Raw genomic sequence first — 12,499 nt, forward strand, 5'->3', positions numbered from 1 at the left:
CCCATGTGCAGACCGCCGATGAAAGGATTCTTCCCGGGGGCACGGCCTATCTCTCGGATGCCGGGATGTGCGGACTGCGGGACGGGGTGATCGGTATGCATCGGGACCAGGCCCTGGAGATGTACCTTACCCAGGTTCCGCGCAAACTCGAGGTGCCCAAGAAAGGGCCGGTCAAGGTGGAGGGAGTATTTCTGGAGCTGGACCCGGAAACCGGTCGTGCGGTGAGGATCGAGACCTTCCGCCGCCAGGAGGATTGATGCTGGTTCTGGTGCCCACGGAACAGGAAGCGGCGCCTCTGCGGGAGGCGTTTCCGGCGCTGGAGGTCATCGGAGTGGGCCCGGTGGAGGCGGCTCTCCGCACCTCGGAGGTGTTAAGGGCACGGCAGCCCTCGTTGATCCTGCTCTGCGGCCTGGCCGGGGCCTATCCGGCCACCGCTCTTTCCCTCGGGGATCTGGTCCTGGCCACCGAGGAGATCTTCGGGGACCTGGGGCTGTGTTTTCCGGTGCCTCCGGAGTTCGAGCCGCCGGTGGAGTTTCGGGTCTCCCTCCGGGGTCCCTGGCTGGAAAAGATCCAGGCCTGTCTTTTCGAAGAAGGCCTGGAGGCGGCTTACGGTCCGCTGGTTACGGTATGCTGTACCTCGCGCGATCCGGAGCGGGCCCGTCTCCTCGGGCATCGCTATGCGGCCCTGGCCGAGAACATGGAAGGGTTTGCCGTGGCCCGGGCGGCCCGAAAGGCCGGGGTGCCCCTGGTGGAACTGCGGGCCGTGAGCAACCTGCTGGAAAAACCGGAGGCCCCCTGGGATACCCGGAAGGCCCTTGAGACCCTGCAGGAGGCCCTGCGTTGTCTGTCCCGCGTCTTCACCTAGCCATTTCTCCCTGCCCGAACGACACCTTTCTCTTCGGGCCCCTGGCTCTGGGCTGGATAGCCCTGCCCTTTGAGCCGGTGTTTCGCTTTGAGGATATAGAGAACCTCAATCGTCTGGCCCTTGCTGGCACGGTTCCGGTGATCAAGCTTTCCTTCGCCCTCCTGGCGGAGGTGTTTCCCCGGTATCGCGTCTTTCCGGTGGGGGCGGCCCTGGGAAGGGGATGCGGCCCCATTCTGGTGGCCCGCAGGCCCCTTGCCCGGGAGGAGGTTCCCGGAGTCCGGGTGCTCCTGCCCGGTGAACACACCACGGCGCATCTCCTCTTTCGGCTGGCTTTCCCGGAGGCCCGGAAAAAGGAGTTCTGTCTCTATTCCCGGATTATTCCCCGCCTTCTTTCCGGGGAGGCCGAAGCCGGGGTGCTCATCCACGAGGAACGTTTCTCCTTTCGAGAAAGGGGCCTCTATCCGGTGCTGGATCTGGGAGAATGGTGGGAGAAGGAGACCGGTCTGCCCCTTCCGCTGGGAGGGATTTTCGTGCGGGAGGATCTGCCCCGGGAATGGGGGCAGGCCCTGCTCTCAGCCCTGCGCAAGGCCTTTTTTCAGGCCCGATCCCGCTTTGAGGAACTCCTGCCCTTCATCCGGCGCTATGCCCAGGATCTTTCCCGGGAGGTGATCGAGGCCCACCTGCGTACTTATATAAATGTGTACACCCTGGACCTGGGAGAGGAAGGGCGCCGGGCCATTTACGAGCTGGCCCGCAGGACCGGGATTTCTCCGGGGCCGGAACTTTTCTGGGGGTGAGTCCATGAATATCTGGTATCTCCTGGTGAACCTGGGCTGGATGGGAAAGTTTACCCTGCTGATCCTTTTTGGGCTCTCGGTCTTCACCTGGGCGGTGATTCTGGCCAAATGGAAGGCCGTGCGCGAGGCCCGGCGGGGGCTTTCCGCCCTGGAGGAGGCCTTCCGCCGGGACGAGGTGCGCTTTTCCTCCCTTCTGGAGGAGATTCCGGCCGGACTCTTTCGGGAGATCATCACCGATTATCTCCGGGTCTATCAGCGTCTGAAAAGGGATTTTGCGCCCCCCCGGAGTCCGGAATTGCGGGGGGCCTGGTATGCCGGGCTGCGGGAGGTGCTTCTTACGGAATGGGCCTATTTACGGGAAAAACGCACCCGGGAATTTCCGAGCTACCTGGGTTTCCTGGCCACGGTGGGGAATACCGCCCCTTTCATCGGACTTTTCGGTACGGTCTGGGGGATTATGGCCGCCTTTCACCGTATCGGGCTTAAGGGGAGCGCCAGTCTGGCCACCGTGGCCCCGGGGATCGCCGAGGCCCTGATCGCCACGGCCATGGGGCTCTTTGCGGCCATTCCGGCGGTGGTGGCCTATAATTACTTCCATCGGGCGGGAGAGGCCTTTCTGGAAGACCTCTCCCGGGTGGAAAGGAGACTTCTGGCCCTGTGTCTGCGGGACCTCCTGCGGGAGGCCCTGGATTAGGCCTCCTGGGCCATGAGGTTGAGGTCCAGGGGCCGGGTGGCCAGTTCCCGATCCAGGTGAAAGAGTCCCTGCGGCGAATCCTTAACCAGTTTCATCTGGTTGACCAGGCGGCCGAAGGAATCCTCTTCCTCCACCTGTTCGGAGACGAACCACTGAAGGAAGATCTCGGTGGCGTGATCCCCTTCCTCCTTGGCGGCGGACATAAGGGCGTTGATCCGCCGGCTGACCTCCTGCTCGTGGTTTAAGGCGTATTCCAGGCAGGCCAGCGGTGAATCCCACTCCTCCGGGGGCTTGGGGATCTCCTGAAGACGCACCCTCCCCCCGCGTTCATGCACGAACCGATAGAACTTCATGGCATGCATGGTCTCTTCGGCGGCCTGGGCCTTCATCCAGTGGGAAAAGCCCTCCAGCCCCAGATCTTCGAAGTAAGCGGCCATGGAAAGGTAGAGATAGGCGGAATAAAACTCCCACTTGATCTGTTCGTTGAGTGCGGCCTCCATCTTTTCGGAAAGCATGGGAACCCTCCTTCTTTTTTTGAACTCCTGGTAAAGTTTATGGCATACTTTCCCGCCTCGGGCAATCTCCTGCCTTAATCTTTTTCCTGCGTCCGGTGGGTAAAGCCGGAGTTCAGACTTCGTCTAATCCATGGGAATCATGGGCTGTCCGCAGCAGATAGGGGCCTTTCCTGCCGGATGTTCCTCCATGCGGTTGCAGATCATGCACACGTAACGTATGGTTTTCTCCGGGCTCACCGCAGGCTTCACCCCCTCGATAAAGAATTGTGCGGCTTCGGTGGCGCCGGGGGTATAGATGCCCATGGGCTGGATCTTGCGGTTCTCCCCTTCGCAGACCGTGAGCACCTTCCAGAGACGGTCCAGCTCCCTGGCCTCGCGTTCATTTTCCGGTCGAAAATAAACCACCTGACCCTCGATTTGGATACGCATTACCTCTCACCTCCTTTCTCCAGCTCGCCCATCGGCCGAAAGGCCTTTTTGCTGGCCCCACAAACCGGACACCGCCACTCCTCGGGAAGCTCCTCGAAAGAGGTCCCCGGAGGGATTTTCCCCTTCCGGTCCCCCTTGGCCGGTACATACATGTAGCCACAATTGCTGGTGGAACAGATCCAGGCTCCTTCCAAATTCATGCTTGACCTCCAAATGCAATTTTGTCTCTTTTTCAAGTTTAAGAGATATTTAAGATATTGTCAAGTTATAAAATCTACTTTTATCCAGAGAAGGGATCCTTTCTTTCCCTATGCCAAGGGAGGTTTAGCGGAAGCTTTCCGGAAAGGCCCCGGGCTCCGAGTGCCCGTGAAGATTTATACCCGGAACTGGGCGGCCAGGGAGGCCAGTTCCTGGGAGAGTCTGGAAAGGGTCTGGGCCTGTTCCAGGTTCCGGCGGGCGCTATCCAGGGCCTGGATGGCGGCCTCAAAGGCTTCCCGGGCCTCTTCGGAGAGGGTCTGGGCACTGCCCCGGGTGGCCTCCACCTGTTCGGCAATCTGGGCGATCACCGCGGTCTGTTCCTCTATGGCGGCGGCTATGGCCGAAGCGATCTGGTTGATCTCTTCGATGACCTTTACGATCTCGTCCGTGGCCTGGACCGCCTGAGAGGCTTCGGCCTGCATGGAGCGCACCTTCTCCGTGATCTCCCCGGTGGCCTCGGCGGTCTGACGGGCCAGTTCCTTGACCTCGTTGGCCACCACGGCAAACCCCTTTCCGGCCTCCCCGGCCCGGGCCGCCTCGATGGTGGCATTGAGCGCCAGGAACTTGGTCTGCTCCGCCACCCCGGTGATGAGCTGGATCACGGATTCGATTTCCCGGGAGACCTCGCCCACTTTGTGGATGATTCCCTGGGCCAGACGGGCCTTCTCCACGGCCTCGCTGGTGATGGTGTTGGCCTTGGTGGTGTTCTGGCTGATCTCCTGGATGGCCGAGGAGATCTCGTTGATGGAGCGGGCCTCGGCTTCGGTATGGGAGAGGATCTCTTCGGCTCCGCGCTTCATATCCTCGGCCCGGGCCTTGGTATGTTCGTTGATGGAAATGCCCGCCTCAGCCGAGCTTTTCATCTCCCGGGCGTCGGTCTCCAGTCGGGCCGAGACCTCGCGTAGTTTTTCAATCACCGGACGGAGATCCTGAATGACCCGATTAAGCTTGGTGAGCATTACCGCGATCTCGTCCCCGCCCCGTACCCGGGCCTGATAGGTGAAATCTCCCCGGGCCATGGAGTCCAGAGCCTCGTCCAGGGTGGCAAACCCCTGCCGGAGTTTACGATGCAGATAAAGGGCAAAGACCACCAGCGTAAGCAGGGTCAACAGGGTGAAAACCAGTTGCACGATATGGACCAGACGTAGCTTCCGCTCCGCCTCCACCTCGAAAACGTCCAGCAGCTTCTGAATGGACTCTATTTCCCGGTCCAGAAAACGGTAAATGCCCTTGGTGAGGGGACTCACCTCTCCGTTATAAAGATCCAGAAGGGTGTCCCGCAGCTCGTCTTCGTCCTCCCATTGATCCGCCCGGGCCAGGATGCCCAGGACCTTGTCCGAGACCTTCTTCATCTGGAGATATTTCTGCTGAAGCTGCCGAACAAAGACCCGCTCCTTTTCGTCGTGAGGGGTCAGGTCTCGAATATCGGCCTCGAGTTTCTTGGTGGAAAAGACGAAGGGGGAGAGGTTGAACATGCCGGAGAGGATGTTCACCTTCCAGCGGGTGAACTGGTACTTTATATCCTGAAGATCACTTAAATCGTCCACATATTCCTGACGCTTAAGGGAGGTTTGATCGTAGGAACGTTTGGCCCAGAAAAAGACCCCCAGGGAGACCAGATTCAGCGCCACGATAAGCGTAAAGACTAACCCCATCCGCGCCACCAGCCCGAATCGCATCATTCCCTCCCGCAAATGAATTTAGATTTACCTATATAAACGATGATTTGAAAAGATATCAAAGGTGAAGAAAAAGGTCAAAATTGATTTTCAGTAATACGGCGCCACCTAGCGAACAATAACCGCGGTTAGCCTATTCCGGCCCTGGGTTTTGGAGTAATAAAGGGCCTTGTCCGCGGCCTCGATGAGATCACGCGGGGTTTTATCCGAGGCGGCGGGAAAGATGTTGGCCACCCCCAGGCTTACGGTGATGGAGAATTTCTGATCCCCATAAGAGAATTCCTGCCGGGCCACCTCCTCCCGGATCCTTTCCCCCAGGGTGCTGGCTCCCTGGAGATCCGTCTCCGGGGCGATGATGGCGAATTCCTCTCCGCCGTAGCGGGCCGGGATATCGCTTTTGCGGATGTTGCGCTGGATGACCTGGGCCACGCCGCGCAGCACCTGGTCTCCCACCAGATGTCCGTAGCGGTCGTTGACCCGTTTGAAATGGTCCAGATCCAGCAGGATCAGGGAAAGGGACCGGCGATAGCGCCGGGCCCGCTCGAATTCCTCCCGCAGCCTCTCCTGAAAGTAGCGATGGTTGTACAGGCCGGTAAGGCCGTCGGTGATACTCAGGCGACGCAGTTTTTCGTTGGCCTCCTTGAGACGCCGGGCCAGATCCTCGGCCCGGGCCTTCTCCTCCTTCAGCCGCTGGAGGATCAGGGCACAGTCCAGACTGGATCGTTCCAGCTCCTCGTAAGCCTCCCGGATCAGCTCGGAATAGGAGGTGAGGCCCCGGGCGGAAAGATCAAAGAAGGAAAAGACCTCCTGGCACTCCCGGGCCATCTGGTCCATTAGATGCAGGGTCTCTTTCTCCGAAAACCCCAGATACCGGGCCAGTTCCTCCTTAACCCGGCGATAATGTTCGGTCTGCTGACGGCTGAAATAGACCCCGCTTACCGAAAGGGCCAGGTCCAGCAGATAGGCATGTTCCCTGAACTCCGGAGGGGCATCCTCCCAGGAATGGTGATACAGAATATCCTGATAGATATGTTCCGGTAGCTCCCAGCTTCGCAGGACCCAGGCCCCCACCGGGGCATGGTGAAACCCCAGTAATTCCCCCTCCACCTGGTGTAAGGGACGCGAGGTTACTTCCTTTTCCTCCAGGATCCGGAGATATTCTCCCCGCAGAAGCACGTAAAGGATGAGCACGCCGAGGTCAGCCAGAAGCCCGGCGGAGAAGAGGTGGTCTTCCTCCATCTTTTTGGTGCGGGCCAGAAGCCGGGCCGCAAGGGCCGTGGCCACCGCCCTTTTCCAGAAAAGATCCAGATCGAAGAGCCCCTCCGGTGGGACAGGATTTCGAAAGGCCCGGGCCACCACAAAAGAAAGGGCCAGATTCTTGATCACCTCGGTACCCAGAAGGGAGATGGCCACCTCCAGCGAGGTGATGGGGTCCCCGGCATGGTAAAGAGGAGAGTTGGCGAGCCCCAGGATCCGGGCCGAAAGCCCCGGATCCAGACGAACCGTCTCCGCCAGGGCCTGATAGTCTTCGTATTTGACCGCCTGGATCAGACGCGGGATAAGGGCCGGCGGGGAGGGCAGGGAGAGTTCCCGATCCTTGAGGAAGGCCTCTACACGTTTGAGTTCTTCCTTCACGCGTGCAAAAACCCCAGAATTCTGTATTCTTTAAAACCGCCGGAAAAAATGACCCCCGACCCGTATATGCGACATATCCTACTCAAAAATTGCCGCGAACACAACCTCAAGGGTTTTGATCTAAGTTTGGCTCTCTACCGGGTGATCGCGGTAACCGGGGTCTCGGGCTCCGGGAAGTCCAGCTTAGTCTTTGACACCCTTTTTGCCGAGGGCCAGAGACGTTACCTTGAGACCTTCTCCACCTACGTACGTCAGTACTTCGAGCGCCTTCCCCGGCCCCGGGTGGAATCCATAGAGAACATCCCCCCGGCCATTGCCGTCTCCCAGGTGAACCCGGTGAAAAGCTCCCGCTCCACGGTGGGGACCCTTTCGGAGATCACCCATTTTGCGAAGATGCTCTGGTTCCGGGCCGCAGAGGCCCGGTGCGCGGGCTGCGGGCGGCCCATCCTTCCGGCAGATCCGCTTTCCGCGGCTCGGACCCTCCTCCGGAACTATCCCGGGGAGCCTGCGGTGATCACCGCCCCGGTGCGTGCGCAAAGGGACCCGGAGCTTCTGCGCCGGGGGCTCCTTCAGGCCGGATACTTCCGGGCCTTTATCGGCGATAGGGTCTGCGATCTTGAGGAGCTGGAGAGTCTCCCCTCCGAGGTGGAGGTGGTGCTCGACCGGCTACGGATCACCCCCGAGGCCCTTTCGCGTCTTTCGGAGGCCTTGGAGAAGGGGCTTTCCATGGCCGGCGAGGTGCGGGTGCATCTTCCCTACGGAAGGGAGGAACGCTTCGCCTCCGCCGAGCGCTGTCCCTACTGTGGGCTCTCCGTCCCCCGGCGCACCCCGAACCTCTTTTCCTTTAACAGCCCGCTTGGGGCCTGTCCGGAGTGCCGGGGATTCGGACGGATCCTGGATATAGACTGGGATCTCGTGATCCCCGATAAAAGAAAGTCCCTCTCCCAGGGGGCCATAAGCGTGCTGGAGATGCCCCTGGCCTGGGAGGTGCGGGAGGATCTTTTTGCTTACTGCCGGGAAAAAGGCATCCCCCTTGAGCGACCCTGGGAAGAGCTTCCGGAGGAGGTGAGGAAGAAGATCCTTTTCGGGGATGGTTCCTGGTACGGCGTCAAGGAGCTTTTTGACTGGCTTGAGACCAAGCGTTACAAGGCCCATGTGCGCATCCTCCTTTCCCGTTTCCGGGCCTACCGGAGGTGTCCGGCCTGCGGGGGAACGCGTTTCCGCCCCGAGGCCTTGAGGTTTTATCTTTCCGGTTTGAATCTAGGGGAGTTTTACGCCCTTTCCGTGGATGAGGCCCTGCGTTTTATGGAGGATTATCTTTCAGGCGGTCCGGCTCCGGCCGAGGAACGCTTGGCCCGGGAGGTCTTCCGGCGCCTTAAGTATCTTTCCGAGGTGGGGCTTCCCTATCTTACCCTGGATCGCCAGAGCCGCACCCTTTCCGGCGGCGAGGTGGCCCGGGTACTTCTTACCCGGGCCCTATCCTCGGAGCTTACCGAGACCCTCTATCTCTTTGACGAGCCCACCACCGGGCTTCATCCCCGGGACACGGCCCGGGTGGTGCGTTTCTTAAAAGAGCTTTCCGCCCGCGGGAACACCGCGGTGGTGGTGGAACACGACCCGGAGGTCATCCTTTCCGCGGACGAGGTGGTGGACCTCGGGCCCGGGGCCGGGGAGGCCGGGGGACACCTCCTCTATCAGGGTCCCCCGGAGGAACTCCTCAAAAAGGACACCCCCACCGGAAGGGCCTTAAGGGAGATCCCCCGCCGGCCGCAGGCCCCGGCCCGCACGGAGAAAACTTTTAAAGGATTTCTCGTCCTTTCCGGGGCCCGGGAGAACAACTTAAAGGACCTTACGGTGCGTTTCCCTCACGGGGCCCTTAGCGTGGTCTGCGGGGTCTCGGGTTCCGGGAAGTCCACCCTGGTGGAACTCTGCCTCTTCCGGGGGCTTAAGCGGGCCCGGGGCGAGACCACCGAACCTCCGGGCGCCTTCCGGGACCTTTCCGGCCACGAGGTCTTCTCCACCGTGGAGATGCTCGACCAGAGCCCGCTTGCGAAGACCCCCCGGGGGAATCTCGCCACCTACCTCCGGGTCTATGACCTCATAAGGCGGCTTCTTGCTTCCTCCCGCGAGGCCAAGCTCCTGGGCCTGACTCCGGTCCATTTCTCCTTTAATTCCCCGGAGGGGAGGTGTCCGGAGTGCGAGGGGCTGGGCTATCAGGTGGTGGAGATGCAGTTTCTTTCGGACCTTACCTTTCCCTGCGAGGCCTGCGAGGGACGGAGGTTTCAGCCGGAGATCCTTTCCGTTAGCTGGCGGGGAAAGAATGTGGCCGAGATCCTGGATTTAACCGTGGCCGAGGCCCTGGAGTTTTTCCGGGGGCATACCGAGATCGTAAGGCGGCTTTCTGCCGCCGAAAAAGTGGGGCTTTCCTATCTCCGGCTGGGACAGCCTCTCTCCACCCTTTCCGGTGGCGAGGCCCAGCGGCTTAAGATGGCCCGGGCCTTTGCCCTTCCCGAGGGCGAAAAAGCCCTTCTCATCCTTGATGAACCCACCGTGGGGCTTCACCTGGCGGATATTGAAAAACTCCTTTCCGCGCTTAGCGAGCTTACCCGCCGGGGCCACACGGTGATCGTGGTGGAGCATCACCCGGAGGTCATCCTTTCTGCGGACTGGGCGGTGGAACTGGGGCCCGAGGGCGGAAGGAAAGGCGGCCATCTCCTCTTTGAGGGCCCGGTTGCGGAACTCCTTAAAAAAGACACCCCTACCGGTGAGTGGCTGAGACGCTACCTTGCCGGAGAGATCCGCCTTTCCGGAAGGCCGAAGGAGACCTCCCGGCCAAAGCCCCGCTTTATTGAGATCCGTGGGGCCCGGCACCACAACCTCAAAAACATGGACCTGGACCTTCCCCGGGAGAAGTTCATCGTGGTCACCGGGGTTTCGGGCTCCGGGAAATCCACCCTAGCCTTTGATCTCATCTTTGCCGAAGGGCAGAGACGGTATCTGGAAAGCCTTCCGGCCTACCTGCGCCAGTTCGTAAAGCTTTATGAGGAGCCGGAGGTGGACCTCATCGCCGGTCTTCCCCCTACCGTGGCCCTTGAGCAGCGGACGAGCCGCCCGGGCCCTCGCTCCACGGTGGGGACCATGACCGAGGTCCTTCCCTACCTGAGGCTCCTCTTTGCCCGGCTGGGGCGCGCCCACTGTCCCTCCTGCGGAAGGCCCCTTTCCCGGGGCGAACTTTCCGGTTTCGTAAAACGCCTTCTGCGGGAATTTTCCGGGGCCCGGGTGAAGGTCCTTTCCCCGCGGGTTAGACGCCGCAAGGGGTTCCACCGTCCGCTTTTTGAGCGGGCCTTAAGGGCCGGATACCGCGAGGTGCGGGTTGACGGCCGTTTCCTTACCCTTCCTCCGATCCCGGAGCTTTCCCGCTTCCGGGAACACACCATTGAGGTGGTGGTGGGAGAGACCGAGGTCGCCCCGGAGAGGGAGGGGGAGCTTTCCGGGCTTCTTCGCGAGGCCCTCACCCAGGGAAAGGGCGAGGCCATAGTGTGGAGCCCTCTCGGAGAGGTCTTTTTCAGCGAAAGACTCACCTGTGCCGAATGCGGGGTGAGCCTTCCCGAGCCGGATCCGCTTTTATTTTCCTTTAACACCCGGGCCGGGGCCTGTCCGGAATGCCAAGGGATGGGAAGCGTCGGTGGAGGGGTCTGTGCGGCCTGTGGCGGAAGCCGTCTGCGTCCCGAGGCCCTGGCCTTCCGCATCGGGGGCCGGAACATCGCCGAACTCTCGGACCTTCCGGTCTCGGAACTTAAGCGTTTCCTCTCCGGGCTTTCCTTCTCCGGGAAGGAGGCCGAGATCGCCACACCCATCCTGCGGGAGGTCCTTTCGCGGCTTGATTTCCTCTGTGATCTCGGGCTTTCCTACCTTTCCCTCTCCCGGGCCGGGGAGAGCCTCTCAGGGGGCGAGGCCCAGCGGGTACGTCTTTCCGCGGAACTGGGCTCCAACCTCACCGGAGTGGCCTACATCCTGGATGAGCCCACCATCGGGCTTCACCCCCGGGACGGCGGCCGCCTGCTTTCCGCCCTTCGCCGGCTCCGGGATCGAGGAAACACGGTGATCGTGGTGGAGCACGACGAGGAGACCATCCGGGCCGCGGATCTGGTGGTGGACCTCGGGCCCGGTGGAGGACGGGAGGGAGGACGGGTCATCTATTGCGGGCCTCCGGAGGGGCTTCCCCGGGCCAAGGAATCCCTCACCGCCCGGGTCCTCTCCGACGGAAGCCGCTATCGTCTCTCTGGAAGAAACCGCCGCCCGGAGAGGTTTCTCACCGTAAAAGGGGCGCGGCTTTATAACCTCAGGGATCTTACGGTGCGCTTTCCGGTGGGGGCCCTCACCGTGGTCACCGGGGTTTCGGGTTCCGGAAAGTCCACCCTGGTCACCGAGGTGCTCTTTAAATCGCTTGAGAGGCTTCTTTCCGGGAAGAAAGATCCGGTAGGATGTCGAAAAATAGAAGGGTATGAGGCCCTGAGGCGGGTGCTTCAGGTGGACCATTCCCCCATCGGGCGCACCCCTCGTTCCACCCCGGCCACCTATGTGGGGTTCATGACCGAGATCCGCAGGCTCTTGGCCCGGCTGCCCGAGGCCCGGGCCCGGGGCTGGACCGAAAGCCGGTTTTCCTTCAATGTGGAGGAGGGAAGATGCCCGGCCTGTAAGGGGCAGGGCCTCACCCGGGTGGAGATGAAGTTCCTGCCCGAGGTGTATCAGACCTGCGAGGTCTGCGGCGGGGCCCGCTACAACGAGGAGACCCTTTCCGTGCGCTGGCGGGGGAAGAATATCGCCGAGGTGCTTTCCATGACCATGGCCGAGGCCCGGGAGTTCTTCGCCGCGGTGCCGGAGGTGGCCCGGCCCTTGGAGGTGCTCTGCGAGCTGGGGCTGGATTACCTCACTCTCGGGCAGCCAAGCCCCACCCTCTCCGGCGGTGAGGCCCAGAGGATTAAACTGGCCTCGGAATTCGTAAAGGGCCGCCGCGGGGGGACCCTCTATATCCTCGATGAGCCCTCAACCGGGCTTCATATTGCCGATGTGGAAAAGCTCATGCGGCTCCTTCACGGTCTGGTGGACCGGGGGAACACCGTGGTGGTCATCGAGCACAACCTGGAGGTAATCAAGGAGGCGGACTGGATCGTGGACCTGGGGCCGGAGGGAGGCCCGGAGGGGGGAGAGCTCCTTTACGAGGGCCCTCCGGAAGGGCTCCTTCGGCTGGACACTCCCACGGCCTGCGCCCTTAAGGAGTATCTTGCGCGAGGTTTTTCCTGACCCGTTTGGTAAACCCGAGGATTCGGGATATTATGGTCTTGATGAGAAGGCTTCCGCTGGATACCTCGTCTTTTAAACAGATAAGGGAGCGGGGCTGGGTCTATGTGGACAAAACCCCCTGGATCCACCGCCTGGTAACCGAGGGTATCTGCTACTTCCTCTCCCGCCCCCGGCGGTTCGGAAAATCGCTCACCGTAAACACCTTGAAGGAGCTCTTCCGCGGAAACCGCAAGCTCTTTGAGGGGCTTTATATCTACGATAAGTGGGACTTCGCCGAACACCCGGTCCTCATCTTTGATTTTAATACCATCCCTCCTCAAACC

Annotated in this window: 11 protein-coding genes; 6 read left to right on the forward strand and 5 right to left on the reverse strand. The window is 61.1% G+C overall.

Features of this window, described 5'->3' with window-relative positions; translation table 11 throughout:
• From F8J34_RS03495 to F8J34_RS03510, 4 genes are all read left to right on the forward strand, one after another.
• Nucleotides 1-257: YmdB family metallophosphoesterase (locus F8J34_RS03495; protein ID WP_297056573.1), on the forward strand; the 257-nt coding region annotated here is incomplete at its 5' end.
• The gene (mqnB, locus tag F8J34_RS03500; RefSeq protein WP_297056575.1) at nt 257-865 is read left to right on the forward strand and encodes a futalosine hydrolase; all 609 of its coding nucleotides are present in this window, start codon (nt 257-259) and stop codon (nt 863-865) included. The genes F8J34_RS03495 and mqnB, both read left to right, overlap by 1 nt.
• Complete coding sequence (locus F8J34_RS03505; RefSeq protein WP_297056577.1) at nt 841-1,662, forward strand: 1,4-dihydroxy-6-naphthoate synthase; 822 nt, start codon at nt 841-843, stop codon at nt 1,660-1,662. Before mqnB ends, F8J34_RS03505 begins: the two co-directional genes overlap by 25 nt.
• A gap of 4 nt (nt 1,663-1,666) precedes the next feature.
• Nucleotides 1,667-2,356 carry a MotA/TolQ/ExbB proton channel family protein gene (locus F8J34_RS03510; RefSeq protein WP_297056579.1) on the forward strand — a complete coding sequence of 230 codons (690 nt, stop codon included), beginning with the start codon at nt 1,667-1,669 and terminating at the stop codon, nt 2,354-2,356.
• On the opposite strand, the gene F8J34_RS03515 is transcribed toward F8J34_RS03510, so the two are convergent.
• From F8J34_RS03515 to F8J34_RS03535, 5 genes are all read right to left on the reverse strand, one after another.
• Nucleotides 2,353-2,871 (reverse strand): ferritin, encoded by a 519-nt coding sequence (locus F8J34_RS03515; RefSeq protein ID WP_297056581.1) that lies wholly within the window; start codon nt 2,869-2,871, stop codon nt 2,353-2,355. The two genes, F8J34_RS03510 and F8J34_RS03515, sit on opposite strands and share 4 nt — an antisense overlap.
• A gap of 123 nt (nt 2,872-2,994) precedes the next feature.
• Nucleotides 2,995-3,300, reverse strand: a complete 306-nt coding sequence (locus tag F8J34_RS03520; RefSeq protein ID WP_297056582.1) for a hypothetical protein — start codon at nt 3,298-3,300, stop codon at nt 2,995-2,997.
• Nucleotides 3,300-3,500 carry a rubredoxin gene (locus F8J34_RS03525; RefSeq protein WP_297056584.1) on the reverse strand — a complete coding sequence of 67 codons (201 nt, stop codon included), beginning with the start codon at nt 3,498-3,500 and terminating at the stop codon, nt 3,300-3,302. Before F8J34_RS03525 ends, F8J34_RS03520 begins: the two co-directional genes overlap by 1 nt.
• A 174-nt stretch (nt 3,501-3,674) precedes the next feature.
• Nucleotides 3,675-5,240 (reverse strand): methyl-accepting chemotaxis protein, encoded by a 1,566-nt coding sequence (locus tag F8J34_RS03530; protein ID WP_297056586.1) that lies wholly within the window; start codon nt 5,238-5,240, stop codon nt 3,675-3,677.
• A gap of 105 nt (nt 5,241-5,345) precedes the next feature.
• The gene (locus F8J34_RS03535; protein ID WP_297056588.1) at nt 5,346-6,872 is read right to left on the reverse strand and encodes a GGDEF domain-containing protein; all 1,527 of its coding nucleotides are present in this window, start codon (nt 6,870-6,872) and stop codon (nt 5,346-5,348) included.
• A 48-nt stretch (nt 6,873-6,920) separates the two neighbouring features.
• On the opposite strand from F8J34_RS03535, the gene uvrA reads away from it, so the two are divergent.
• Nucleotides 6,921-12,176, forward strand: coding sequence for an excinuclease ABC subunit UvrA (uvrA, locus tag F8J34_RS03540; RefSeq protein ID WP_297056590.1), 5,256 nt, complete (start codon nt 6,921-6,923; stop codon nt 12,174-12,176).
• A gap of 41 nt (nt 12,177-12,217) precedes the next feature.
• The coding region (locus F8J34_RS03545) for an AAA family ATPase (RefSeq protein WP_297056592.1) at nt 12,218-12,499 on the forward strand (282 nt) is incomplete at its 3' end.

Source organism: Thermosulfurimonas sp. (genome assembly GCF_015491435.1).
GTDB lineage: Bacteria > Desulfobacterota > Thermodesulfobacteria > Thermodesulfobacteriales > Thermodesulfobacteriaceae > Thermosulfurimonas_A.